This is a genomic window from Pseudomonas sp. Ost2, from assembly GCF_018326065.1.
GTDB classification, from domain to species: Bacteria; Pseudomonadota; Gammaproteobacteria; order Pseudomonadales; family Pseudomonadaceae; genus Aquipseudomonas; species Aquipseudomonas gingeri.
The window spans coordinates 1,643,359-1,668,846 of the sequence record NZ_AP021904.1; the positions used below are offsets into that span (position 1 = coordinate 1,643,359).

General features: G+C 62.5%; 26 protein-coding genes. 13 read left to right on the plus strand and 13 right to left on the minus strand.

The window, feature by feature from the left end; all coding sequences use genetic code 11:
- Positions 1-60 precede the first annotated feature (60 nt).
- The 4 genes from KI243_RS07175 to KI243_RS07190 all read right to left on the minus strand — a co-directional run bounded on the left by KI243_RS07175 (position 61) and on the right by KI243_RS07190 (position 7,380).
- Positions 61-1,323 (minus strand): OprD family porin, encoded by a 1,263-nt coding sequence (locus tag KI243_RS07175; protein WP_212810650.1) that lies wholly within the window; start codon positions 1,321-1,323, stop codon positions 61-63.
- A gap of 292 nt (positions 1,324-1,615) precedes the next feature.
- Complete coding sequence (gene adeC / locus KI243_RS07180) at positions 1,616-3,067, minus strand: AdeC/AdeK/OprM family multidrug efflux complex outer membrane factor (RefSeq protein ID WP_212810651.1); 1,452 nt, start codon at positions 3,065-3,067, stop codon at positions 1,616-1,618.
- Positions 3,064-6,216 (minus strand): efflux RND transporter permease subunit, encoded by a 3,153-nt coding sequence (locus KI243_RS07185; RefSeq protein ID WP_177085393.1) that lies wholly within the window; start codon positions 6,214-6,216, stop codon positions 3,064-3,066. Before KI243_RS07185 ends, adeC begins: the two co-directional genes overlap by 4 nt.
- 3 nt (positions 6,217-6,219) lie before the next feature.
- Complete coding sequence (locus tag KI243_RS07190; RefSeq protein WP_017127700.1) at positions 6,220-7,380, minus strand: efflux RND transporter periplasmic adaptor subunit; 1,161 nt, start codon at positions 7,378-7,380, stop codon at positions 6,220-6,222.
- Between the two features lie 254 nt (positions 7,381-7,634).
- Between KI243_RS07190 and emhR the strand changes: the two genes are divergently transcribed.
- Both emhR and KI243_RS07200 read left to right on the plus strand, forming a co-directional pair.
- Positions 7,635-8,267 (plus strand): efflux system transcriptional repressor EmhR, encoded by a 633-nt coding sequence (emhR, locus tag KI243_RS07195; RefSeq protein WP_017127701.1) that lies wholly within the window; start codon positions 7,635-7,637, stop codon positions 8,265-8,267.
- 157 nt (positions 8,268-8,424) lie between these two features.
- Positions 8,425-9,312 carry a DMT family transporter gene (locus tag KI243_RS07200; RefSeq protein ID WP_017127702.1) on the plus strand — a complete coding sequence of 296 codons (888 nt, stop codon included), beginning with the start codon at positions 8,425-8,427 and terminating at the stop codon, positions 9,310-9,312.
- A gap of 14 nt (positions 9,313-9,326) precedes the next feature.
- Here the strand turns inward: KI243_RS07200 and KI243_RS07205 are convergent, their stop codons facing one another.
- From KI243_RS07205 to KI243_RS07235, 7 genes are all read right to left on the minus strand, one after another.
- Entirely contained in the window at positions 9,327-10,193 is an 867-nt protein-coding gene (locus KI243_RS07205; protein WP_212810652.1) for a hypothetical protein, read from the minus strand.
- 62 nt (positions 10,194-10,255) lie between these two features.
- Positions 10,256-10,696, minus strand: a complete 441-nt coding sequence (locus KI243_RS07210) for a hypothetical protein (RefSeq protein WP_177118262.1) — start codon at positions 10,694-10,696, stop codon at positions 10,256-10,258.
- Between the two features lie 143 nt (positions 10,697-10,839).
- Positions 10,840-12,045 (minus strand): ABC transporter permease, encoded by a 1,206-nt coding sequence (locus tag KI243_RS07215; RefSeq protein WP_017127705.1) that lies wholly within the window; start codon positions 12,043-12,045, stop codon positions 10,840-10,842.
- A 180-nt stretch (positions 12,046-12,225) separates the two neighbouring features.
- A complete protein-coding gene (locus tag KI243_RS07220) occupies positions 12,226-12,675 on the minus strand; it encodes a hypothetical protein (protein ID WP_017127706.1) in 450 nt (149 codons plus the stop codon).
- A gap of 245 nt (positions 12,676-12,920) precedes the next feature.
- Positions 12,921-13,970 carry an alkene reductase gene (locus KI243_RS07225; RefSeq protein WP_212810653.1) on the minus strand — a complete coding sequence of 350 codons (1,050 nt, stop codon included), beginning with the start codon at positions 13,968-13,970 and terminating at the stop codon, positions 12,921-12,923.
- A 21-nt stretch (positions 13,971-13,991) separates the two neighbouring features.
- Positions 13,992-15,158 carry an MFS transporter gene (locus tag KI243_RS07230; RefSeq protein WP_017127708.1) on the minus strand — a complete coding sequence of 389 codons (1,167 nt, stop codon included), beginning with the start codon at positions 15,156-15,158 and terminating at the stop codon, positions 13,992-13,994.
- 14 nt (positions 15,159-15,172) lie between these two features.
- Complete coding sequence (locus KI243_RS07235) at positions 15,173-15,475, minus strand: metalloregulator ArsR/SmtB family transcription factor (RefSeq protein WP_017127709.1); 303 nt, start codon at positions 15,473-15,475, stop codon at positions 15,173-15,175.
- A 155-nt stretch (positions 15,476-15,630) separates the two neighbouring features.
- Here KI243_RS07235 and KI243_RS07240 point away from each other — a divergent pair, with 155 nt between their 5' ends.
- A complete protein-coding gene (locus KI243_RS07240; RefSeq protein ID WP_103032629.1) occupies positions 15,631-16,212 on the plus strand; it encodes an ACP phosphodiesterase in 582 nt (193 codons plus the stop codon).
- A gap of 98 nt (positions 16,213-16,310) precedes the next feature.
- On the opposite strand, the gene KI243_RS07245 is transcribed toward KI243_RS07240, so the two are convergent.
- Together KI243_RS07245 and olsB are read right to left on the minus strand one after the other, a co-directional pair.
- Positions 16,311-17,111: a lysophospholipid acyltransferase family protein gene (locus tag KI243_RS07245; RefSeq protein ID WP_212810654.1), complete on the minus strand. Its 801-nt coding sequence runs from the start codon at positions 17,109-17,111 to the stop codon at positions 16,311-16,313.
- Positions 17,111-17,866, minus strand: coding sequence for an L-ornithine N(alpha)-acyltransferase (gene olsB / locus KI243_RS07250; protein ID WP_017127713.1), 756 nt, complete (start codon positions 17,864-17,866; stop codon positions 17,111-17,113). The genes KI243_RS07245 and olsB overlap by 1 nt, the downstream gene beginning before the upstream one ends.
- 130 nt (positions 17,867-17,996) lie before the next feature.
- Between olsB and KI243_RS07255 the strand changes: the two genes are divergently transcribed.
- The 10 genes from KI243_RS07255 to KI243_RS07300 all read left to right on the plus strand — a co-directional run bounded on the left by KI243_RS07255 (position 17,997) and on the right by KI243_RS07300 (position 25,429).
- The gene (locus KI243_RS07255) at positions 17,997-18,875 is read left to right on the plus strand and encodes an acyl-CoA dehydrogenase family protein (protein ID WP_177118259.1); all 879 of its coding nucleotides are present in this window, start codon (positions 17,997-17,999) and stop codon (positions 18,873-18,875) included.
- Between the two features lie 75 nt (positions 18,876-18,950).
- Positions 18,951-20,051 carry a serine hydrolase gene (locus KI243_RS07260; RefSeq protein WP_177118258.1) on the plus strand — a complete coding sequence of 367 codons (1,101 nt, stop codon included), beginning with the start codon at positions 18,951-18,953 and terminating at the stop codon, positions 20,049-20,051.
- Positions 20,048-20,377: an amidase gene (locus KI243_RS07265; protein ID WP_212810655.1), complete on the plus strand. Its 330-nt coding sequence runs from the start codon at positions 20,048-20,050 to the stop codon at positions 20,375-20,377. Before KI243_RS07260 ends, KI243_RS07265 begins: the two co-directional genes overlap by 4 nt.
- Positions 20,378-20,441: 64 nt before the next feature.
- Positions 20,442-21,020, plus strand: coding sequence for a YceI family protein (locus KI243_RS07270; RefSeq protein ID WP_017127717.1), 579 nt, complete (start codon positions 20,442-20,444; stop codon positions 21,018-21,020).
- A 1-nt stretch (position 21,021) separates the two neighbouring features.
- Entirely contained in the window at positions 21,022-22,179 is a 1,158-nt protein-coding gene (locus KI243_RS07275) for a phosphatidylserine/phosphatidylglycerophosphate/cardiolipin synthase family protein (RefSeq protein WP_212810656.1), read from the plus strand.
- 100 nt (positions 22,180-22,279) lie between these two features.
- Positions 22,280-22,918, plus strand: a complete 639-nt coding sequence (locus tag KI243_RS07280) for a LysE family translocator (RefSeq protein WP_042936061.1) — start codon at positions 22,280-22,282, stop codon at positions 22,916-22,918.
- A gap of 80 nt (positions 22,919-22,998) precedes the next feature.
- Entirely contained in the window at positions 22,999-24,276 is a 1,278-nt protein-coding gene (locus KI243_RS07285) for a GGDEF domain-containing protein (protein ID WP_212810657.1), read from the plus strand.
- A 147-nt stretch (positions 24,277-24,423) separates the two neighbouring features.
- Complete coding sequence (locus tag KI243_RS07290; RefSeq protein ID WP_017127720.1) at positions 24,424-24,678, plus strand: helix-turn-helix domain-containing protein; 255 nt, start codon at positions 24,424-24,426, stop codon at positions 24,676-24,678.
- Positions 24,671-24,820: a hypothetical protein gene (locus tag KI243_RS07295; protein WP_158683253.1), complete on the plus strand. Its 150-nt coding sequence runs from the start codon at positions 24,671-24,673 to the stop codon at positions 24,818-24,820. Before KI243_RS07290 ends, KI243_RS07295 begins: the two co-directional genes overlap by 8 nt.
- Positions 24,821-24,931: 111 nt before the next feature.
- Positions 24,932-25,429 carry a hypothetical protein gene (locus KI243_RS07300; RefSeq protein ID WP_103032631.1) on the plus strand — a complete coding sequence of 166 codons (498 nt, stop codon included), beginning with the start codon at positions 24,932-24,934 and terminating at the stop codon, positions 25,427-25,429.
- The last annotated feature ends 59 nt before the right edge of the window (positions 25,430-25,488 follow it).

Below are 25,488 nucleotides of genomic sequence, written 5' to 3' on the forward strand. Positions count from 1 at the left end.
TACGAAAACCACCTGATCGCCGCTCGGCGAGTTTCGTGCGGAGCCTGGGCCGGCGCGTGCTTACAGCAATGAAATCGGATAGCTGACGATCAGGCGATTTTCGTCGAACTCGTTGCTGCTGAAGCTCTTGCGCAGGCTGGAGTTGCGCCAGCGCACGCTCAGGTCGCGCAAGGCCCCGCTCTGCACGGTATAGGCCAGCTCCGATTCGCGGCCCCATTCCTTGCCGTCGGTCACCGTGCCGATGTGCACGTTGTCGCCGCTGATATAGCGGTTCATCAGGGTCAACCCGGGGATGCCCAGCGCGGCGAAGTTGTAGTCATGGCGTAACTGCCAGGATTTCTCCCGGGCGTTGTCGTAGCTGTTGTTGTAGCTGTCGTTGGCGAGGGTGCCGCCGCTGGTGCCGTTGACCCGCATCCAGGCACTGTCGCCGGTGAGTTTCTGCAGGCCGACATAGAAGGTGTTGCCGCCATGGCGGGCGGAGAACATGCCCGACCAGGTCTTGTTCTCCAGGTCGCCGGCCAGGGCGCTGCCGTCCTCCTTGCCGTAGAAGAAGCCGAGGTTGGCGCCCAGGGTCCAGTCACCCAGCGGCTGGCTGTGGACCAGGTTGACGTACTGCTGGCGGTAGATGTCCTTGAGCTGGGCATTCCACAGCCCGACCATCGTGCGCTTGTCATTGAAGCTGTATTCGCCGCCCTGGAAATTGAAGCGGTCGGAGGTGATACCGGCCCTGCCGTTCATGAACATATCGGTCATGCTCGAATCGTTGCGCGGGCTGTTCTTCTGGAACTGGCCGCCGTAGAGCGTCAGGCCGTCGATTTCCTTCGAGGTGAGCTGGCCGCCGCGAAAGGTCTGCGGCAGCGAGCGGCCATCGTCCGAGCGGAGGATGGGCAGTACCGGCATCCATTCGCCGACCTTCAGTTCGGTCCTGGAAATCCGCGCCTTGAAGGCCACGTCCAGGCGACCGAAGTTGTCGGCCGGACGTCCGTCACGGTCCAGCGGCAGCAACTGGGTACCGCCGGTGCCTTTGCCGCCGTCGAGCTTCTGGGAAAAGCTGCCGAGCACGTCGAGACCGAAGCCGACCGTGCCCTGGGTGAAGCCGGATTTCGCATCGAGGATGAAGTTCTGCGTCCATTCCTCGGCCTTGCCCTGGGGATAGGCCGGGTTGGTGTAGTTGCGATTGATGTAGAAATTACGCAGGTTCAGGTTGGCCTGGGCATCCTCCACGAAGCCATGTTCCTCGGCCATGGCCGGCAGGGTCGCACCGGCCATGACGAGGGCCAGCAGGGCGGGGGAGGGAAGCTTGCTCGTGTTCAGTGGCTTCATGGATCGGTCTCTCTAATTGTTAGGGATGAAGCAGGGCGCAGCCGCAACCAGGGGTTGCAGACAAAAGGCGTGGACAGGGAAACGGGCGGGTGCGATCAGCCGCTGAGGGCAGGGCGTCGAGGCATGGTGGATGAACCTGTTGTTATTGGTATGGGTCTGTGGGAAGGAATGTTGCGTTGGACCCACCGCCGGGTTCAATCGCGCTTTGGCGGTTCTGGGCGATTACCGAACGGAACAGCGCAGGCATGAAAAAACCCGCCGATGGCGGGTTTTTTGTGTCGCGTGAAAGGCTTCAGCCCTTCGGTGGTGTTTCGTCGATCGGGCGGGCCTGACCGGTCTGCTCGTTCCAGCCACCGCCGAGGGCCTTGTACAGGTTGACCTCGCTGGTGAGCTGCGACAGGCGATCGCTGATCAGCGATTGCTGGGCCGTGAACAGCTGGCGCTGGGCATCGAGGAACGTCAGGTTGCTGTCGACACCGATGCGGTAGCGACGCTCGGCCAGGCGGTAGTAGTCCTGGTTGGCGGCGACCAGGTCACGCTGGGCCTGCAACTGCTGGTTGAAGGTCTGGCGCGCGGCCAGGCCATCGGAGACTTCCTGGAAGCCGGTCTGGATCGCTTTCTCGTAGTTGGCGACGCTGATGTCCTTCTGGATCTTCGAGTAGTCCAGGCTGGCCCTCAGGCTGCCGGCGTTGAAGATCGGAATGCTGATCTTCGGCGCGAACAACCAGGTCCCCGAACCGCCCTTGAACAGGCCGCCCAGGTCCGGGCTCAAGGTTCCGGCGTTGGCGGTCAGGCTGATGCTCGGGAAGAACGCCGCGCGTGCGGCACCGATATTGGCATTGGCCGCCATCAACTGGTGCTCGGCACCGAGAATGTCCGGACGCCGTTGCAGCAGGTCCGACGGCAGGCCGGCGGGCATGTCGCTGAGCAGCTTGGCCGACAGCGGTTGAGCGGCCGGCAGGTTGGCCGGCAGGCCGGTGCCCAGCAGCAGCGTCAGGTTGTTCTGGTCTTCGGCGACCTGGCGGGTGAACTGCGCCAGCTTGACCCGTGCGCCTTCCACCGAGGTCCGCGACTGGCTCAGGTCCAGGGCGGACGCCACGCCGACTTCGTTGCTGCGCGAGGTCAGCTTGTAGCTTTCCTCGTAGGCCGCCAGGGTGTCCTGGGTCAGCTTGAGCAGTTCCTTGTCGGCCTGCCAGGTCAGGTAGGCGTTGGCGACGCTGGCCACCAGGCTGATCTGCGTGGTGCGGCGGGCTTCTTCGCTGGCGAAGTAAGCCTGCAGCGCCTGCTCGCTCAGGCTGCGGATCCGCCCGAACAGGTCCAGCTCATAGGAGCTGACCCCGAGGGTGGCCGAGTACTGGCTGCTGATCCCCGCCTTGCCGCTGGCCGAGGCGTCGGCCGGCAGGCGTTGGCGGCTGCCGCTGCCGTCGGCGCTGACCGCCGGGAACAGGTCGGCACGCTGGATCTGGTACTGGGCGCGGTAGGCTTCGATGTTCAGCGCCGCGACACGCAGGTCGCGGTTGTTTTCCAGCGCGACCTGGATCAGCTGTTGCAGGGCCGGGTCGCTGAAGAACTGGCGCCAGCCCTGTTCGGCTGCCGCGACATTCGCCGCCTGGGCCGGCGAGTAGGCCGGTCCTTGCGGGTACTGTGCCGCTACCGGCGCTTCCGGGCGCTGGTAGTCGGGAATCAACGAGCAACCGCTGAGCACGAAGGCTGCGACCGCTACGGAGAGAAGGGACTTGCTCATTGGCCAGCCTCGTTGCTTGGAGTTTCAGTAGTGTCTGGCTTCTTGTGCTGCTTCTCGCCGCCGATGGACGACACCGATACGAAGAACAGCGGCACCCAGAAGATCGCCAGGATCGTTGCGGTGATCATACCGCCAATTACGCCGGTACCGATGGCATGTTGGCTGCCCGAGCCGGCGCCGGTGGAAATTGCCAGCGGCACTACGCCGAGGATGAATGCCAGGGACGTCATGATGATCGGACGCAGACGCATGCGGCAAGCCTCGACGGCGGCCTCGACCAGGGTACGGCCCTGTTCATGCAGTTCCTTGGCGAACTCCACGATCAGGATGGCGTTTTTCGCCGCCAGGCCGATGGTGGTCAACAGGCCCACCTGGAAGTACACGTCGTTGGACAGCCCACGGAAGGTGGTTGCCAGCAGCGCACCGATAATCCCCAGCGGCACCACCAGTACCACCGCGATCGGAATCGACCAGCTTTCGTACAGGGCGGCCAGACACAGGAACACCATCAGCAGCGACAGGGCGAACAGCGCCGGCGCCTGGGAACCCGACTGCTTTTCCTCATACGACAGGCCGACCCAGGAAATCCCCACACCCGCCGGCAGTTTCTCGGCGAGGGCCTCGACTTCCGCCAGGGCCTGGCCGGTACTGTAGCCAGGCGCCGGGGCACCCAGTACTTCCACGGCGGAAACACCGTTGAAGCGCGACAGTTTCGGCGAACCGTAGACCCACTCGCCCTTGGCGAACGCGGAGAACGGCACCATGATCCCGGCGCTGTTGCGCACGTACCATTTCTGCAGGTCCTCAGGGCTCATCCGCGAACTCGGCTTGCCCTGCACGAACACCTTCTTCACCCGACCACGGTCGATGAAGTCGTTGACGTAGCTGCCGCCCAGCGCAATCGACAGGCTGCTGTTGATGTCCGCGAGCGATACGCCCAGGGCACTGGCGCGCTCGTCGTCGATGCTCAGCTGGTACTGCGGTTCATCGTTCAGGCCGTTCGGACGCACCTGGGTGAGCACCTTGCTCTGTGCCGCCATGCCGAGGAACTGGTTACGAGCGGCCATCAGCTTCTCGTGACCGATACCGGCCTGGTCCTGCAGGTAGACGTCGAAACCGATGGCGTTACCCAGTTCCAGTACCGCGGGCGGGGCGAAGGCAAACACCATCGCGTCGCGGAACGAGAAGAAGTGCTGTTGCGCACGGGCCGCCAGGGCGAACACGTTGTTGGCCGTGGAGCGTTCGTGCCATGGCTTGAGCATGATGAACGCCAGGCCCGAGCTCTGGCCGTTACCGGCGAAGTTGAAACCGTTCACGGTGAAGACCGAGTTGACGGTGTCGCCTTCCTGGTCCAACAGGTACGAACGCATCTCGTCGAGCACCACCTGGGTGCGCTCGGCGCTGGAGCCCGATGGCGTCTGGACCTGGGCGAACAGTACACCCTGGTCTTCTTCCGGCAGGAAGGAGGTGGGGATACGGGTGAACAGCCAGAGCATGCCGGCAAAGATGATCACGTAGACCAGCAGGTACGGCGCCTTGTGACGCAGGATGCTGCCCACAGTACGTTCGTAGCCGCGCACACTGCGGTCGAAGTTGCGGTTGAACCAGCCGAAGAAACCGCGCTTGGCGGTGCCGTGGTCACCCTTGGCAATCGGCTTGAGCATGGTGGCGCAGAGCGCCGGGGTGAAGATCAGGGCAACCATCACCGACAGGGCCATGGCCGAGACGATGGTGATCGAGAACTGCTTGTAGATCACCCCGGTCGAGCCGCCGAAGAACGCCATCGGCAGGAGTACCGCCGAGAGCACGAGGGCGATACCCACCAGTGCGCCCTGGATCTGCCCCATGGATTTCTTGGTGGCCTCCTTGGGTGACAGGCCTTCCTCGCTCATCACCCGCTCGACGTTTTCCACCACAACGATGGCATCGTCCACCAGCAAGCCGATGGCGAGCACCATGCCGAACATGGTCAGGGTGTTGATGCTGAAACCGGCCGCCGCGAGGATCCCGAAGGTCCCGAGCAATACCACCGGTACGGTCATGGTGGTGATGATGGTGGCGCGGAAGTTCTGCAGGAACAGGAACATCACCAGGAACACCAGCACGATCGCCTCGACCAGGGTTTCAACCACGCCCTTGATCGATTCGGTCACCACCGGCGTGGTGTCGTACGGGAACACGACTTCCATGCCAGGCGGGAAGAACGGCTGCAACTTGGCAATGGTCTGGCGCAGGGCCTTGGCGGTGTCCAGGGCGTTGGCACCGGCCGCGAGTTTCACCGCCAGGCCGGAGGCCGGCTTGCCGTTGTACTGGGCGTTGACGCTGTAGTTTTCGCCCCCGAGGCCGACATCGGCGACATCGCCCAGGCGTACTTGCGAGCCGTCCTGGTTGACCTTGAGCAGGATCGCCTTGAACTGCTCGGCGGTCTGCAGGCGGGTCTTGCCGATGATGGTGGCGTTCAACTGCTGGCCGGGCATGGCCGGCAGGCCACCCAGTTGCCCGGAGGACACCTGGACGTTCTGTGCGGCAATGGCGTTCTTCACGTCAACCGGGGTCAGCTTGAAGTTGTTCAGCTTGGCCGGGTCGAGCCAGATGCGCATCGCGTACTGGGCACCGAACACCTGGAAGTCACCGACACCCGGGGTCCGCGAGATCGGATCCTGCATGTTGGAGACGATGTAGTTCGCCAGGTCTTCCTTGACCATGCTGCCGTCGGTCGACACCACACCGATGACCAGCAGGAAGTTCTTCACCGACTTGGTCACGCGGATACCCTGTTGCTGCACTTCCTGTGGCAGCAGCGGGGTGGCCAGGTTCAGCTTGTTCTGCACCTGGACCTGGGCGGTATCGGGGCTGGTGCCCTGGTTGAAGGTCGCGGTGATGGTCATGCTGCCGTCGGAGTTACTCGACGACTCGATGTAGCGCAGGTTGTCGATACCGTTGAGCTGTTGCTCGATCACCTGGACCACGGTGTCCTGCACGGTCTGCGCCGAGGCGCCCGGGTAGGTCACGGCGATCGCGATGGCCGGTGGAGCAATGGCCGGGTACTGGTTGATCGGCAACTTGAGGATCGATAGAGCCCCGACCAACATGATCACCAGGGCGATAACCCAGGCGAAGATCGGACGGTCGATAAAAAATTTCGACATGGTTTACTCCCCTTTGCTGCCTGCGGCTTTTTCTGTGGCCGGGGCAGGTGCCGGGTTGGCTGCCTTCACGTTGGTGGCTTCGGTGGCCTTGACTTCAATGCCAGGACGCACGAACTGGAGACCTTCGGTGATCACGCGATCGCCGGCGTTCAGGCCGTCTTCGATCAGCCATTGGCTGCCGACGGTACGGGTGGCCTTGAGCTGGCGCAGCTCGACCTTGTTGTCGGGCCCGACGACCATCGCGGTCGGCACGCCCTTGAGGTCGCGGGTCACGCCCTGTTGCGGGGCGAGGATCGCCGCGCTCTTCACACCGGCCTGCAAGCGGGCGTGCACGAACATGCCGGGCAGCAGGGTGTGATCGGGGTTGGGGAACACTGCTCGCAGGGTCACGGAACCGGTGGTTTCATCCACGGTGACTTCCGAGAACTCCAGCTTGCCGTCCTGCTGGTACTGGCTGCCGTCTTCGAGGGTCAGCTTGACCGTCGCGGCGTTGTCGCCAGCCTTTTGCAGGCGACCGCTTTCCAGGTCGCGGCGCAGTTGCAGCAGCTCCGCGGTGGATTGCGTGACGTCGACGTAGATCGGGTCGAGTTGCGAGATCGTTGCCATGGCATCGGCCTGCCCGGAGCTGACCAGCGCGCCCTCGGTCACCGAAGAACGGCCGATACGTCCGGACAGCGGGGCATACACCTTGGTGTAGCGCACGTTGATCTGGGCGCTTTGCAGGGCCGCTTCCGATTGCAGGCGGTTGGCGACGGCGGTGTCGTATTCCTGGCGGCTGACGGCCTGCTCGTTGACCAACTGCTTGTAGCGGTCGGCGATCGACTTGGTCGATTGCAGGTTCGCCTCGGCACTCTTCAGGGTCGCTTCATAGACCGACGGATCGATCTGATAGAGCTGCTGGCCGGCTTTGACATCGCCGCCTTCCTTGAACAGGCGCTTGAGAATGATGCCGTTGACCTGGGGACGGACTTCCGCGATGCGATAGGCCGTGGTCCGGCCCGGAAGATCGGAGGTCAGGGTAAAGGTCTGGGGTTGCAGGGTGACGACGCCGACCTGAGGCGCGGGAGGGGCTGCCGGGGCGGCCTTTTCCTCTTTACATCCGCTGAGCAGCGATGCCAGGGCGACGGCGGTGACCAGAGCGGTAACAGCTGGCTTGAGTTGCATGAAGATCCTCGGGTCAGGCGCGCACGATGCGCACAAGAAAAGTGGAAGGGTATTAAAGGTGATCCGACTGGATAAATAGGTTGCTAATGAATATACTTACATTCATGGTTGTTTGTAAATACTTGCACTTTTCGTGAAAGTAGTGACAAAGCATTGAATTCATTTCGGGAAAAGGCACAAGAATCGCCGCCCGTCGTTAATCTCGGATCAAGCCCAGGGGCCATCCGAGGCCCCCTGATTGAGGTTGTACTGCCATGGTCCGTCGCACCAAAGAGGAAGCTCAGGAAACCCGGAGCCAGATACTCGAAGCTGCCGAAAAGGCGTTCTACGAGCGTGGTGTGGCGCGCACGACCCTGGCCGATATCGCGACCCTGGCGGGGGTGACACGGGGCGCCATCTACTGGCATTTCAGCAACAAGGCCGACCTGGTGCAGGCGATGCTCGACTCGCTGCGCGAGCCGCTGGATGACATGGCCAAGGCCAGTGAAGACCAGGATGAACTTGATCCGCTGGGCTGCATGCGCCAGCTGCTGGTGCATTACTTCCAGCAGGTGGCCCTTGATCCGAAAGTCCGACGCATCAATGAAATTCTGTTTCATAAGTGCGAGTTCACCGATGAAATGTGTGATTTGCGTCGCCAGCGACGTGCCGCCAGCCTGGACTGCAACGTGCACATCGAACTGGCCTTGCGTAATGCGGTGAGCCGAGGACAACTTCCCGAAAATCTCGATACGGCCCGCGCGGCCATCAGCATCCATGCCTGGATTGATGGCATTCTCTATCAGTGGTTGCTGGCACCCGACAGCTTCAACCTGGCTGACGATGCCGAACGCTGGGTCGATACAGGATTGGATATGCTGCTCCTGAGCCCCAGCCTGCGCAATTGAGTCAAAATGCGTAATTGAGTCTAGTTGTGTCAACATTTAACGCTAGTAACAAAAGCAGCGCGGTTACCGACAGCGGGCCACATTTATATACCTGTGGGCTGAAACTTGGTAGTTAGTGTGCTAAGTATTTTGTAGCAAATTTGTTGCGAGCGTGTGAATGAATGTATCGAACCTGCTGCACAAGAGCGCCGAGCAGCCACTCAAGGGCATTGCCCTGATCGGCGTGGCGGTACTGTTGTTCGCCAGCCATGATGCCCTGTCCAAGTACCTGTCGGGTTTTTACCCGATCGTGATGGTGGTCTGGGCCCGTTATGTGGTCCACACGCTGTTGATGCTGGTGGTCTTCGTGCCCCGCAGCGGTTTTTCGGCGGTGGTCCGCACCCGGCGGCCCGGCCTGCAGCTGCTGCGTGCCTTGTGCCTGATCGGCACCAGTCTGTTTTTCACCACCGGCTTGCGCTATATCCCGCTGGCGGAAGCCACCTCGGTCAACTTTCTCGCGCCCTTGCTGGTCACCGCCTTGTCGGTGCCGCTGCTGGGCGAGCGGGTGAGCCGCGGGCAATGGGCGGCGGTGATCGCCGGTTTTGTCGGGGTGCTGATCGTGGTGCGACCGGGCGGGGCCTTGTTCACCCCGGCGATCCTGCTGCCGTTGTGTTCGGCGCTGTGTTTCGGCTTCTATCAGTTGCTGACCCGGATGCTCAGTGGCGTCGACAGCCCGACCACCAGCAACTTCCTCACCGGCATCCTCAACAGCCTGATCATGAGTGCGTTGCTGCCGTTTTTCTGGAGCACCCCGACTCTGGTCCATGGCCTGTTCATGATCGGCCTGGGCACCTGCGGCATGCTCGGCCACATGTTCCTGACCCAGGCCTTCCGCCATGCCGCGCCGGCGATGCTGGCGCCGTTCAGCTACGGGCAGATCCTGTTCGCGGGCATGTACGGCTACCTGATTTTCGATCACACGCCGGACATGTTCGCCGTGGCCGGGATCGCGGTGATCTGCCTGAGCGGACTGGCGGTGGCCTGGGGGCAACGCAAGCGCGCGTGACCCCGGGCCGGCATTCAGCCATTGCGGTTTCGGCTGAGAAAGGTCGCCAGCGATGATTGCCAGCCGCCATTGCGGACCATCTGGAGCAGGCTCCTGCGCCAGATGTCCTGCAGGGTTTCGACTTTTTCCGAGTCCGGTGCCGGATTAGGCGCCGCAGGATTCTGCCCCGTGGCCTCCTGCTTCTGTCTTGCCAGGCGTTCCAATGTCACTGGCTCCAGGATCTCCCTGGATTTATGCTCGATATAGCCTTGGTGCGATTGATAAGTCTGGAACTGGGGAGGCAGCGTCACATCCGGGTCGCCTGTAGTGGAAAAGCGGGTGATGACCTTTTCCAGGAAGTCGAAGTCGCAGATATGGTAGGCGCCATGTCCAGGGTCGAGCATGTAACGGAGGAAATCCTGATCCAGGGCACTGCCTTTTATAACGTCACCGTCGAGAATGCGCGCGGCCGTTGCAGCATCTTTGTCGATGAAACTGTAGCTTAGCTGGTGTCCTTCAATGTCGTACATATGACCGCTGTTCAAGCTGCCCAGCATGGTGCCATTTTGAAATTTTCGGTAGTTGGCCAGATCTCTGGCGAGGGCAGTGACATATCTTGGCGCGGCGCCCTGTTCTTGAGCAAATTCATAGATGGAAGCCAGTAGATCCCTATCGGCTTGAGTCAGATAATATTTTTCACTCTTGATTGGGTCAAGAACTGTTTCGAAAGGCGGGTTGGCTTGTCCGCTGTATAAGTGGGTGAGCAGTAGCGCTTGACCACTAATAGATATCGACGATGGGGTGTTGGTTGTTGTAGTGCTTGTTGAGGGTAACGGCTTTTCGGTTTTTTCGTTTTTTTTGGGGGAATGGAGATATGGTTTTTCTAAGGAGGTGATTTTCATGTTGACAATCCGTAGGGGGCTTTAGAGCTCCGCCAACAAATGGTTGCTGGCGGAGGCGCTTGTTATTGATAGCTATACTCAAAGGTAATGGAGTCCTCTCCTACAGGATGGGCGGGATTTTTAAGATCGTCTGATATGTGGGTGAGGTAGACTTTCACTCCGTGTCCGAATCGCTTTTCATTAAATTTATTGGTTGTGCCCGCCGAGTTGGGGGTGATCGCTTGGCAGTCGATTGCCGTTGTGGAGTAAGGCTCGAAATAACAAAGCTGTATTCTTTCGTTAATTGCGTCGGGAAAGAGTGTCGTGCTCCAGCGAATGCTTTTGAGCTTCATCGTAAGGTTTATCGGGTGAGTGAAGTCGGCGAACGACGTTCGATGTATTGAAGTAGCCGTATTGATATAACTGAACATGCTCGGCGGTTTTGCCGATTTGGTAATACTCGCATCGGTGGCGAAAGTTGGGGTACTTGCCAAAAGCAAGGCGAGCGAAAGCAGCTTTTTCATGAGGGTATTCCTGAAAAAAGAGAGTGTTGTTTATGTTTTATGGGGCATGCCGGCTCCGGGTTTCCGTGGGCGGTCCCCGGGGCGCGTGGCTGTACTGAGGGAGGCCAGGACCCGGAAGGGAGCTGCAGGAGAGCGCTATCGGATCAGTCATCACGAAGTGCCTCCACCGGTTGCAGGCGAGAGGCTTTCAGCGCCGGATGCAGGCCAAAGAACAGTCCGGTCAACAGCGAACTGCCGATCCCGAGCAGCAACGCTTCGGGGGCCAGATGCAGGGACCAGCCGGCAAGATGACTGAAGATCAGCGCGACCAGGCTTCCCAGGACCGCTCCCAGCAGGGCACCGAGCAGCGACATGCACAGCGCCTCGCAGAGAAAGGCATCGCGGATATCCCGGGGGCGGGCACCGAGTGCCAGGCGCAGGCCGATTTCCCGTCGACGTTCGGCGAGGTTCATCAGCATCACGTTCATCACCCCGACGCCCGCCACCAGCAGGACAATGCCGCCGAGTCCGCCCAGCAGTCGGGAGAAGGTGGCGGCCTGGCGCTTCAGACCGTCGAGCAGTTGCTGCGGTATCCGCACCTCGACGTCCCGGCCCTGGAGCAGGGCCCGCAAATGGACCTTCAGTGCTTGCGCCATGGCGTGCGGGTCGGCATCCGGCGCGATCCTGATAATCAGGCCGTCGATTTTCGGCTCGGTAAACAAGCGTCGCAGACTGTGCACGGGGATCACGATCGAGTGATTGATATCCAGTGGCAGCAATGGGTTGTTGGGCTGGCGAGCCGCGATGCCGATGACATCGAACAGATAGCCTTCGACAGGCAATTGGTCACCCGGGCGCAGGGGATGGCCCTGTTCCGATAATTGTCGTGCGACCTCTGCGCCGACCACGACAAAGGTTTCCCGGCGGTCGAATACGCTCAGGAAGCGACCATCGCGCATCTGCAGGCCCAGGGCCGCCGCCAGATCGCTGGTGGTGCCGAGCAGGGCGCTGTCGACTTCGATTGCAGAGCGGCGCAAACGCGTGGAATGCAGGCTGACGGGGGCAATATCGATCAGATGGGGCAGGGCGTTGCGCAAGGTGGCCGGATCGAACGTCGTGGTGGGTGTCCGGGAGGTTTTGCCGCTCGGCGGGAAGCTGACGACCAGCATGTCCGTCCCCATGGCCTGGAACGAACGCAAGGCTTCGGCTTGCGCACTGTTGCCGATGTTCAGCAGGGCAACGATCGAGCCGCTGCCGACCACCAGGCCCAACAGGCTCAGCCAGGTGCGTCGGCCGGCCAGCCACAGGTTGGCGATAGCCTCGGCGAGTACCTGGCGCGGGAGGGGGCCGTAATGTTCGAGATGGATCATGCCGCACTCCTCCTTTGGACCGATCACTGCGTAGCGCAGATGCCTCATAAGAGTCGGCCGTTGGAAGGGGGGCTAAATAGGAATGGTTTCCGCTTGTTGTGTGGGAATTTTCTATTGCCGGCAGCGAGTTGAGCGACATCGGGCATCCGCTGAAGCGGGTTTCAGCGGACGCCCGGTGACTCAGCTCATGCTGAATTTCACGCTATAGCTGTAGGGCGGGGCCTTGAGCGTCTTGTTCAGTCGGGCCTTGCAGGATGCCCGGCGTTCGCCGATCGACTCGGCTTCCCGTGTCCACACCGGCAGGTAGCTGTGGCGGGGCGCCTGGGCGAAACGCTGTTGCAGGGAATGCTGGGCCACGAAGCGGCATTTGCGGGGCCCCGAGCCATAGATGAACCAGGCCCGTGGTCCGGCGAGCTTCAGTTCCCGCCGCTCGCCGCCGGCAATGGAAAAGCTCGAAGGCGAGGCGCCATTCAGGTCGATGCCGGTGCCCAGCAACTCCAGGGGTTGGGAGGAGTCGTTGTGGATTTCCACCGCGGTGACGATGCCTGAGGCATAGGCGGCAAATGAAAGCAGGGCGGACAGGGCACCGCAGAACAGCGCGATGCTGAAGGATTGCAGCAGGAGAGTCATGTTAATTCCTTTTAGGTCGGATCTTGGAAGCAACGCCATTCCGTGGCGTTGCACGCTTTTCCGAAGAGGGGAGGAAAAGCGCCGGGTAAGTATGCGGACTGTGGCGAGGAATACCCGCGACAAAGCCCCCTTTGTCCTGTGAGTGTTTTCCGATAGTGATGTAGTTGAATTCGGTAGAGACAAAAAAGCCCCGGTTCTGGCGAACCGGGGCTTTTTCTTGCGGCCTTCAGTGCGTCACTGGCGGCTCAGAGCGCCGGGTAGTCGATGTAGCCGACCGGGCCCTTGCCGTAGAAGGTTTCAGGGTGGGGATCGTTCAACGGGGCGTCGGCCTTCAGGCGGGCCGGCAGGTCCGGGTTGGCAATGAACGGTACACCGAAGGCCACTGCGTCGGCCTTGCCGCTGGACAGCCAGGCATTGGCGCTGTCCTTGGTGAAGCGTTCGTTGGCGATGTAGGGACCGCCGAAAGCGGCTTTCAACTGTGGACCAAGGCTGTCGGCGGCTTCCTTCTCGCGGGAGCAGATGAAGGCGATACCGCGCTTGCCCAGCTCACGGGCGACGTAGGTGAAGGTCTCCGAGAGGTTCTCGTCGCCCATGTCGTGGGAGTCGGCACGTGGCGCCAGGTGCATGCCGACACGGCCGGCGCCCCAGATTTCCACCACGGCGTCGGTGACTTCGAGCAACAGGCGGGCACGGTTTTCCAGGGAGCCGCCGTAGTTGTCGGTGCGCTGGTTGGTGCTGCTTTGCAGGAACTGGTCGAGCAGGTAGCCGTTGGCCCCGTGGATTTCCACGCCGTCGAAACCGGCAGCCTTGGCGTTTTCCGCGCCGACGCGGTAGGCCTCGACGATATCGGCGATTTCAGCGGTTTCCAGTGCCCGTGGCGTCGGGTAGTCGGACAACGGACGGACCAGGCTGACGTGGCCCTTGGGCTGGATGGCGCTCGGTGCGACCGGCAGTTCGCCGTTCAGGTACGACGTGTGGGAAACCCGGCCGACGTGCCACAGTTGCAGGAAGATCCGGCCACCGGCGGCGTGGACGGCCTTGGTGACGTTGCTCCAGCCGCGCACCTGGTCGTTGGACCAGATGCCCGGGGTATCCGGGTAGCCGACGCCCATCGGGGTGACCGAGGTCGCTTCGCTGAGGATCAGGCCGGCGGAGGCGCGCTGGACGTAGTACTCGGCCATCAGGGCGTTCGGTACCCGGCCTTCATCGGCACGGCAGCGGGTCAGCGGCGCCATGATGATGCGGTTCGGCAGTTCGAGGTCGCCCAGCTTGATCGGATCGAAAATAGTAGTCATGTGCACAAACCTTTTTGCTGATTAGTGGGTAGCGGGAGCCAGGTCGGCATTGCCGCCCTGGCGAAAGGTGATCAGGGTCACCAGCAGTGCGAGCACCGCCAGTGCCGCAGCGGCCAGGGGCACGCTGGTCAGGCCGAAACCGTGGGCGATGACGCTGCCGCCGATCCAGGCACCGAGGGCGTTGCCGATGTTGAAGGCGCCGATATTCAGGGTCGAGACCAGGTTCGGCGCGGCCTGGCCATAGGTCACCACGTTGACCTGCAACGCGGGGACGGCGGCGAAACAGGCGGTGGCCCAGAGGAACAGGGTGATTTCAGCCGGAACGACAATCAGGCTGGTCCAGGTCAGTACGGTGGCCAGCACGGCCATGGCGATGAACACCCCGATCAGCGTCGCCGACAGGCTCTTGTCCGCCAGCTTGCCGCCGATGATATTGCCGACGGTCAGGCCCAGGCCCATCAGTACCAGGGTCCAGGTCACGCCCCGCGGCGAAACGCCGGTGACTTCGCCGAGCAACGGCGCGATGTAGGTGAACAGGGCGAATACCGAAGCGGAGAACAGCGCGGTCATGCTCAGGGACAGCCACAGGCCGGCACCCTTGAGGGCCGCGAGTTCGGCACGCATGTCGAGTTTTTCTTCATCGCGCTTGGCCGGCAGGAAGCGGATCAGGCCGATCAGCGCGATCACGCCGATGACGGTCACCGCCCAGAAGGTCGAGCGCCAGCCGGCCTGCTGGCCCAGGGCGGTGCCCAGGGGCACGCCGAGCACGTTGGCCAGGGTCAGGCCGGTGAACATCAGGGCCACGGCCGAGGCACGCTTGTCCGGGCTGACCAGGTTGGCCGCCACCACCGAACCGATGCCGAAGAAGGCGCCATGGCACAGGGCGGTGACGATGCGCGCGAGCATCAGCACGTTGTAGTCGCTGGCCACCGCGCAGAGCAGGTTGCCGATGATAAAGATGCCCATCAGGGCCACCAGGGCCGCCTTGCGTGGCAGCCGGGCAGTGGCCATGGCCATGAATGGCGCGCCGATGGCCACGCCCAGGGCGTAGCCGGTCACCAGCCAGCCGGCGCCGGGGATCGAGACCCCGAGGTCCGCCGCGACATCGGGCAACAGGCCCATGATGACGAACTCGGTCGTGCCGATGGCGAAGGCGCTCAGGGCCAGGATAAGTAGCGAGAGGGGCATCGGGTACGGTCCTTTTAGAGCTCTTGGCTCATGATGCGGAGGAATTCCTGGATGGTTTCCTCGTTGCGTTTGAAGAAGTGCCACTGGCCTGCTTTCTGGCTGCTGATCAGGCCAGCCCGTTGCAGCGTCGCCAGGTGGGCGGACACGGTCGACTGCGACAAGCCGCAGCGTTGGTCGATCTGTCCGGCGCAGATGCCGTATTCATGGTGGTGCTGCTGGTCCGGGAACTGGGTTTCCGGATCTTTCAGCCAGTTGAGGATGTCTCGGCGTACTGGGTGTGCCAGCGCTTTTATTATTTCGTCGAGGTCAATGGTCATGGCAGTGTCTCAGGGTGGTAAAACGGTATATCGCGATGGGGCGAAATATAAATCGCTATTTCGCGATATACCAATATGATTTCGATCTGACCTCAGCGTAAATCGCTATATCGGGTTATAACGATATAGGTAGCGAAGGTGCTAAGCTGCGTGGCATGAACTATCTCGCACATCTCCATCTGGGCGGCCAGCGCCCGGAACAACTGCTCGGCAGCCTCTACGGCGATTTCGTCAAGGGGCGTGTGGACGGGCAATTCACCCCGTCCATCGAGGCGGCGATCCAGCTGCATCGGCGGATCGATGTATTCACCGACCGACATCCCCTGGTGGACCAGGCGCTCTCGCGTTTCAGCCTGACCCGCCGGCGTTATGCCGGGATCGTCCTGGATGTGTTCTTCGATCATTGCCTGGCGCGGGACTGGGGCTTGTACGCCGAGGGTTCGCTGGACAGCTTTACCGCCGGGGTCTACCGGCTCCTGGCGAGCGAACCGCGGCTGCCGGGGCGCCTGGCGCAGGTCGCGCCCTATATGGCGGCGGATGACTGGTTGGGTTCGTACCGGCAGTTCGACGTGTTGCGGCAGGTCTTGCGGGGGATTTCCCGGCGCCTGTCGCGGCCCGAGGAACTGGCCCATGCGATGCACGAGCTGGAGCTGCTGTATGAGCCCCTGGGTGAGGATTTCCGGCGTTTCTATCCCGAGTTGCAGGCGTTTTCCCGGGAGCAGTTGCAGGTCCTGTAGGAGCCGGCTTGCCGGCGATCCGCCGCAGGCGGTCATGCGCTGCGGTCCGGCGATATCCGTACGATCGCTATCGCCGGCAAGCCGGCTCCTACAGGGGTTTATGCCGCTTCGGCTTCGGCGACCTGGCGGGGCGTGGTGCGCTTCGGTTCGGCGACTTCGCCAAACAGGGCCATGTGCACCGCCTGCTGGGCCTGGAAGGCCAGGGCCGCGCGTTCCTGGCCGTTGCAGGCAATCGGCGCCAGTACCTGGATTTCCACCTCGGCCTGATCGTTGGAAAACAGCCGCATCAGGTGCGAGAGCAGATCGTCGTCGCCAATGAAGGGCGCGAGCATGTCCGGCTGTCCGTCGCGCAGGTAACGGATCGCCACCGGTTGCAAGTAGACGTCCGCATCGATGGCCGCCGACAGTAGGCGACCGTGGAAGGTGCGCAGCGAACGGCCATCTGTGGTGGTGCCTTCGGGGAACATCAGCAAGGGATGCTGTTGCTCCAGGTGACGGGTCATCTGCTTGCGGATCAACTGGCTGTCACCCGAGCCACGGCGGATAAACAGGCTGCCGGCCTTGGCCGCCAACCAGCCGGCCACCGGCCAGGTACGCACTTCGGCCTTGGACAGGAAGGACAGCGGCGTCAGTGCTCCCAGCAGGGCGATATCGGTCCAGGACACGTGATTGCTGACCCAGAGCATCGGCCGGGTCGGCAAGGTGCCACGGACCGTTACGCGAAAGGGCAGGGCATTGCTCAGCCGGGCCATGAAGAACCGCGACCAGCGCTGGCGTCGGACCATCGAGTTGGCGACACCCAGGCGTTCGAACACGCCGAACACACTGGCCATGCTCAAGCCCAGGGCGACCACCACCAGCACCCGCGCTATCCGCGCATACACCCGCAGCCGGCTCATTACACGGCCGCCTTGAAGTGGCGGGCGTAACGCGGGCACAGCTCGTCGCGCTTGAGCAGGATGAACACATCGGCCACCTGGAAGTCTTCGTCCCAGCACGGCTCGCCGCAGATCTTCGCGCCCAGGCGCATGTAGGCCTTGAGCAGCGGCGGCATCTCGGCGATGACGTTGCCGGGGATATCCAGCGACGGCAGCGGATTCTTCGGTTCGGCGCGCAGGTGTTCGGTGCTCAGGTAGCGTTCACGCAGACGCTGCATGATCGCCTGGGCCTGGATCCCGCCATCCTGCATCGGGATGCTCGCGCAGCCCATCAGGTAGCTGTAGCCGCCTTCGTTGAGCACTTCGGCCAGTTCGCCCCAGAGCACGGCGATGGTGCCGCCGTTGCGGTAGGCCGGGTCGACGCAGGTGCGGCCGATTTCCAGGATCGGGCCTTGCAGGTGGCGCAGGCCATGCAAGCTGAATTCTTCTTCGCTGTAGAAACGGCCCAGGGTGTTGGCGGCCTTGTGGTCGAGCAGGCGAGTGGTCGCCACCAGGCGGCCGCTGTTCAGGTCGCGCACGCCGATGTGGCTGCAGTGCACATCATAATCATCCATATCCAGGCCGAGCTCAGCGCCTTTCAGCTTGGCATTGAACTCGCCGCTGAAAACGTTGAAGCGCAAGGCCTGGGCTTCTTGCAAGGCCGCGGCGCCCAACAGGCGTTCGGCTTGCAGGCGGCGTTCATTGCCGGTGTCGCTGATGCGGGCGATCTGAGTCATGACGCGTCTCCGGTTGCCGGCCAGGGTTGCGGCCAGTCGACTTTGTTGTGCAAAGTCAGGCTATGTAGCCCCGGTGTCATCGCCATGAAGCTTTGGTGATGCTTATATGACAGCCCCCAAGGAGCCCGCCATGCCCTGGTCATTCCTGCTCGACCCGCCCCAACGCCTGCCTGCGTCGACCGATCTGGCGGAGGGCTATGCGGTTCTGCTCGAAACGCTGGGGGCGGTGACGCCGTTCGAACTGGCGGTGCGCGGGGGACGGCTCATGGCTTCGCCGGGGCTGGCCTTCCTGGTGGGTTATCAGGCGGCCTTGCGCATGCTCTGGCCCAGCGCCCCGGCCAGTCTCGGCGCGTTATGCGCGACCGAGCAGCGCAGCCTGCGCCCGGCCGATATGCGGACCCGCCTCGCCGACCTGCGCCTGACCGGGCACAAGGATTTCGTCACCGGAGGCGATGCCGCCGATTGGCTGTTGGTGGCCGCGCGCAGTGAAGAAGAAGGCGATGCGCCGCGCCTGAGCCTGGTGATCGTCTATCCGGGGGAGCCGGGTGTCCGCCTGGAGCGCCTGCCGCCATTGCCGCTGATACCGGATATCGGCCATGGCCAGGCGTCCTTCGATAACGCCGCCTGTGAGCGCCTGGCCGGTGATGGCTGGGACGCCTATATCAAGCCGTTCCGCACCCTGGAAGACATTTATGTCCTCAGCGCCCTGACGGCCTGGCTGCAGGGGATCGGCCAGGACAGCGACTGGCCGCAAGCGCTGCAATTGCGCCTGCTGGGCCTGTTGGCCGGATGCGCGGAGGCCAGTCGACAAAACCCGTCTTCAGTGGCGGCGCATGTCGTGCTGGGTGGCCTGTTTGCCCAGTTCGAGGCCCTCAAGACCGAGCTGGAGGCGGCATTCGCCCAGGGCCCGGTGGAGTGGCGGGATATGTGGCTGCGTGATCGCGCAGTGCTGGATATCGCCGCCGGTGCACGGGCCAGGCGCCTGGCAAAGGCCCTGGCCCAACCCTGAGCAGGCAGGACGCTGAGCAGAACTGTCATCAAATCTCGTTACACTCGTTCGAAGCTATTTCTCCGAGCTTGCCCCATGCCCAAGGGTTCGACTTTTTTCGCGGTTTTCCTGCTGCTGGTCACCTCCACCGTCCGTGCCGAAAGCTGGCCCGGTGCCGAATGGGCCGAAGGTCCAAAGGTCGCCGGTCCTGCCGTCGAAGCCCTGCAGGCCTATGCCTTTCCACCGCGCGACGACGAAACCCGCAAGGGTGTGCGCACCGATGCCCTGTTGGTGATCCACCAGGGCCGGATCGTCTACGAGCAGTATGCCGGCCCGACCCGCGTCGATACCCCACATCTCACCTGGTCGATCAGCAAGAGCATCATGGCGACGGTCCTGGGCGTGGCTTATGGCGAAGGCCTGTTTCAACTGCACGATCCGGTGGCGAAGTTCTACCCGCCTTTCCAGGCACACCCCAAGGTCACCCTGGAGCACCTGCTGAACTGGTCGTCGGGCATCGACTGGCAGGAAGACTATGAATATGCGCCATTGAAATCCTCGGTGGTGGCGATGCTCTACACCCTCGGCCACGCCGACATGGCCGGCTACACCGCCGGCCATGGCGAATACAGCCCGGCCGGCCGGGCCTTCCGTTACTCCAGCGGGGACAGCAACGTCCTGGCGGCGGCGCTGCGCCAGATCGTCGGTGCCCAGCGTTACCCGGACTTCCCCTGGACGGCGCTGTTCGACCCGCTGGGCATTCGTGGCGCGGTCTGGGAACGCGATGGCAGCGGCACCTTCGTGGCTTCGTCCTATGCCTACATGACCGCCCGCGACCTGGCCCGGATCGGCCTGCTGATGGAGCGCAACGGTCGCTGGCAGGATCGGCAGTTGCTGCCCAAGGCCTGGGTCGATTTCAACCGACGCCCGTTTTCCGGGTACAAGCCGGGGCAGGATGAAGCCGTGGCGGGCGGCCAGTGGTGGCTCAATCGCTCCATCGACGGGGCGCCCAAGCCATGGCCCGATGCACCGTCAGACACCTTCGCCGCCCTGGGGCACTGGGGACAGGTGTTGTATGTGGTCCCCAGTGCCGGCCTGGTGATCGTGCGCTACGGCGATGACCGCGACGGCAGCTATCGTCACAACGAACTGCTCAAGCGTGCCCTGGTGGCCTTCGCGCCGAAGGTGCTGCCATGAAGTCCGCCAGTCTTGTGCGTCGCCACCCGATCATCAGCCTGCTGGCGTTGCTGCTGTTGGCGCTGTTCGCCTGGGTCTGGCATGAGCGCGTCGCCCTGCGGGCCTTCCCGCAGATCATCAGCGCCTATACCGCCAAGGAGTACTGCTCCTGCCGGTATGTCATGTACAACGCCGCCGACTATTGCCTCGGGTATGTGAAGCAGTCGGTGCCGACCAGTCGTTTTGTCGACGATCCGAACCAGCGCCGGGTCAGCGCCGAGGGCCTGGGGCGCAGCAGCACGGCGGTCTGGGTCGGTGAGCGGGAAGGCTGTCGGCTGGAGCCCTGAGACGTCGTTTGCCACCTCAACCGCCGCCGGTTAAGGTGACGCCTACGTTCAATCAGGAGCTTGCATGCACCGATCCCGCCTTCTTCTGGCCCTGCTCGGGGTGCTGGCCCTGCCGGCCCAGGCCAACTGGTACCTGGACAACGAGTCTTCGCGCCTGTCGTTTGTCACCACCAAGAACGCCGATATCTCCGAAGTCCACCGCTTCCTGACCCTGCATGGCAAGGTCGATAGCCAGGGTGTGGCGACCCTCGAGGTCGAGCTGGAGTCGGTCAATACCGGCATTCCCTTGCGCGATGAGCGCCTGCGTCGTGATCTGTTCGAGATCAAGACCTACCCCGAGGCGCGGGTCACCGCGCAGATCAATGTCCAGCCGATCAACGACCTTGCGCCCGGTGCCCAGCTCGAACTGCGCCTGCCCCTGGTGGTCAGGCTGCATGGCCAGGAGCACAGCTACAACGCCGAGCTGTTGGCGACCCGCCTGGATGACCGGCGCTTCCAGGTCGTGACCCTGGAACCGCTGGTGGTGCATGCCGAGGATTTCGACCTGCTGCCGGGCCTCACGACTTTGCGCAAGGTGGCCGGCCTGTCGGCGATCAGTCTTTCGGTACCGGTGGGCGCGGTGCTGATTTTCACGGCGCGCTGAGATGGCCGGCGCGGTCTTTCCCTGGCGCAGCGACAATGCCTTCGAGCTGCTGATCGACGGCCCGGATTTCTTTCCGCGGATGCTGGTGGCGATCGCCCGCGCCGAATGCCAGGTCGAGTTGGAGCTTTACTTGGTGGAAGCCGGCGAGTGCGCCGAAGCCATGGTCCAGGCGCTGGTCCAGGCGGCCGAGCGCGGGGTGCGGGTACGTTGCCTGTTCGATGACTATGGCAGCCTGGCCTTTACCCTGGGGCTGCGCCGGCAACTGACCGAGGCCGGGGTCGAGCTGCGTTTCTATAACCGCCTGCGCTGGCGGCGCGGCATGCGCAACCTGTACCGCGATCACCGCAAGCTGCTGCTGGTGGACAAGTCCATGGCGGTGGTCGGGGGCACGGGCGTCACCGACGAGTTCTGGACGCCCGGCAACGACCGTTTCGAATGGCACGAGGTCATGGTGCAGATCCACGGTCCGCTGGTGCTCGACTGGCAGTTGCTGTTCGACCGCCAATGGCTGGCCAACGAACAGCGCACCGCCTGGAAGCCTGTCGCCCATTTCGGCCTGCCGCGCCTGCCACGGCTGCCGGTGGCGGGGCAGGGCATGGGCCGGGTGGCCTACGCCGACGCCCGGCAACATCGCGATATCCTGCAATCGCTGGTTCGCGCGTTGAGCAGCGGCAAGCAACGGATCTGGCTGGCGACCCCGTACTTCCTGCCGACCTGGAAAGTCCGACGCTCGCTGCGTCGGGCCGCCCAGCGCGGGGTGGACGTGCGGCTCCTGCTGACCGGGCCGCGTACCGATCATCCTTCGGTCCGTTATGCCGGCCATCGCTATTACCCGCGCCTGCTCAGGGCGGGTGTGCAGATCTTCGAATACCAGCCGTGTTTCCTGCACTTGAAGATGGTGCTGGTGGACGATTGGGTCAGCATCGGCTCGTGCAATTTCGATCACTGGAACCTGCGCTTCAACCTGGAAGCCAACCTCGAGGCGCTTGATCCGTCGTTGACCGAGGCGGTGACGGCCAGCTTTATCGCCGACTTCGCCCTCAGCCAGCCGGTCAGCCTCGAAGCCTGGAAGGCACGGCCGTTGTGGCGCCGGGTGAAGCAGCGGCTGTGGGGCTGGGTCGACCGCCTGGTGGTGAACCTGCTGGACCGCCGGAACTGATTCATTGCGCGACAGTGTCCCGCAGGTCGCATTCAGGGTATTGCGACCTGTTAGCCTGGGATAGACTCCCGTCAATTCGTCCTATGTCCGGGAACCCCCCATGACTCCATCGTTGCTTATGGCTGTCCTTGCGTCAGGCTTTATCTATGGCATCACCCCCGGCCCCGGTGTGCTGGCGGTGTTCGGCATCGGCGCGGCGCGCGGACGACGGGCAGGCGCGGGGTTTCTCTGCGGTCACCTGCTGGGGGATGTGATCTGGTGCAGTACCGCGCTGATCGCGATTGTCGGCGCGCGGGAAATCGGCAGCACCGCCTTCGATGTACTGGGCGTCATCAGTGGCCTCTACCTGTTCTGGCTGGGCTGGCGGGCACTGCGCAGCCGTCGCGCCAACGGTGAATCACCCCAGGGCGCGGCCCGGCAACCGTTCTGGCACGGCATCCTGTTCGGCCTGACCAACCCCAAGGCCTACCCGGTGGCGGTCGCGACCTTTACCGCCTTGCTCTCCAGCCGTGCCGAGCTGTTGAGCTGGTCGATGCTGCCGGCGCTGATTTTTCTCAGTTTCCTTGGCGGCGTGCTGGCATACGCTATTCTCATCGGTGTTGTCGGCGCCCAGCGGGTGCGGGTGCTGTATCAGCGCCACGAATTGATGATTACGCGTTTGTGCGGTGTGATGTTCATCGGCTTTGCCATAAATGCGCTGACTCATGCGCTGCCGGGGTTGTTGCCGAACAAGGCTTGAGTCGACGGCGAGGGGGGCAGGGAGCCGCTGTTTTCCATGGATCGATACTGACGCTTAATTTTTCGGGCGATCTCTTTCTGATGGAAACGAAGACTGTCACACCGCTGGCCAGCTATATCGACCTGCTGCTTGATGCGGTGTGTGCCGTTGATGTCGAAGGACGTTTTGTTTTTGTCAGTGCCGCCTGCGAGCGCATCTTCGGTTATACGCCGGACGAACTGATCGGCACCTCGATGATCGACCTGGTCCTGCCCGCCGACCGCGAGCGGACCCTCAAGGCCGCCAGTGAAATCATGGCCGGCGAGCCCAAGCCGCATTTCGAAAACCGCTATGTGCGCAAGGACGGCCAGGTGGTCCATATCATGTGGTCGGCGCGCTGGTCCGAGGCCGATCAACTGCGTATCGCCGTGGCCCGTGACATTACCGAGCGCAAGCTTGCCGAGGCGAAACAGACGGCGCTCTACGCGATTTCCGAAGCGGCCCACGCGACCGAAGACCTGCTGACCCTGTTTCAGCGGGTACACCGGATCATCGGCGAGTGGCTGCCGGCGCAGAACTTCTGCGTGGCGTTGTATGACGCGCCACGGGACCAGTTGAGTTTCCCCTATCACATCGACGACCACCGGGCCCGGTGCAACGCCGACGGCCATTGTGCGCAGATCGTGCGCAGTGGCCTGCCGTTGCTGCTGAATGACGAGGAGGCGCCTTGTCTGGGCGTGCCCCTGACCTCGCAGAACGGCATCATTGGCGCGTTGCTGGCAAAGAGTTCGGATGGCGAGCGCTACACCGAGCACGACCAGGATCTGTTGCAATTCGTCTCGGCCCAGGTCGCGGCGGCCATCGAGCGCAAGCAACTGCACGCGCGCCTGCAATACATGGCGCGTTATGACCAGTTGACCCACCTGCCCAACCGGGTGTTTCTGCAGGAGCGCCTGAAGGCGGCGCTGGCCAGGGCACGACGGGAGCGTGGGCAGTTGGCGCTGCTGTATGTCGACCTGGACAAATTCAAGCAGGTCAACGACAACTTCGGCCATGGGGTGGGCGACCTGCTCCTGCAGGAAGTGGCCCGGCGCCTGCAGCAATGCGTGCGCGAAACCGATACCGTGGCCCGTATCGGCGGGGACGAATTTGTCATTCTGCTGGAGCAACTGCACCTGCGTGAACATGCCGTCCAGGTCGCCGACAAGATCCGTCGCCTGCTCAACGAACCGATGATCTGGGAGGATTGCAAGCTGAGCATCATGCCCAGCATCGGGATCGCCCTGTATCCGGAAAACGGCGAGGAGGCGCACCAGTTGTTCAAGCATGCGGATGAGGCGATGTATGGGGTGAAGCGCGGAGGGCACGTGACCCATTGAGGCAAGAATCGGGAGATGTCTTGATAAAGTGATCTGTAGGTCACATTTCTATTGCTGTGTGATTTATAGATCACTTTATGGGTTTTGACGTTGCTTAAAAAGTGCTCTATAAGTCACTTACTCTTTGAAAAGTGATTTATAGCCGACATGAACGATCTTCTAGTTCAAGATCAATTCGCCCAACAGCTTCGGGCCTTGCGTAAACGTCGCGGCCTGACCCAGGCGCAGGTTGCCGCACTGGCGATGATTGACCGCAAGCAGGTGATCCTGGTCGAGAAAGGCTTGGGCAGCGTGTCTTTCGAGTTCTATAGCAAGGTCATCGCCGCCTTGGGGTGCACGGTTGAAATCAAGCCGGCGACGCGTCCGACGCTGGAAGAGCTGCAGGGCATCTTCAATGAATAACCCTTTGTCTCTTGAAGTGGTGACGCCTTCCGGCTTTGCCGGCGATCTTTTTTTTTCCGACCCTGCAAAGCACTACGTATTCCGTTACGACCGACAGGCATTCAGGCAACCATTGAATCAGTTCGAAAGCAGTTTTGCTTGAGTGCAACGGAGTGGGCTGTGTATCCATTTGCTTACTCTGTGCTCAAGTCCGCCCGGCGGGTGCCGATAAGTCGATACAAGGACTTCTGTAGCGCTTGAGCAAGCATCGACCATGGTTTCCATCAGCAGTGTCACCATCCACAACCCGGCCTTGCCGGCCACCCAGGGCACTGCTGCCGCGTCGAAAGACAAGCCTGCCACCGCTTCGACCCAGCCGGTCGAAGGGATTCAGGTAAAGATTTCGGCCGAAGGACTGGCGGCATCGAATGCTGCCAAGCCGACGGCCAAGAGTCCGGCGACCGCCCAGGCCCAGCAGATCGAAAAACTGCGCAAGATGATGGCCGAGCTGCAAAAGCAGATCGCCGAGAAGCAGGCGCAGATCCAGGCGGTTGCCAACAGCCAGTCGAGCGATGCGGAGAAGGCCAGCAAGGTCGAGGCCTTGAACACCGAAATGGCGACCCTCAGCGCGTCCCTGACCAGCGCCACCGCGACCCTGTTCAACCTGATGAAACAGAAACCGACGCCGGCGCTTTCGACCGAACCGATCCCGGTGACGGCGACGGTGAAGTCGGACGATGCTCCGGCTGAAATGGCGCCGCTGGAGGGCTGACAACCTCGTTGTTCGCGGAGGGATAAGCCGGGAGGGGCGGCTTTTCCTTTATTGGCTTT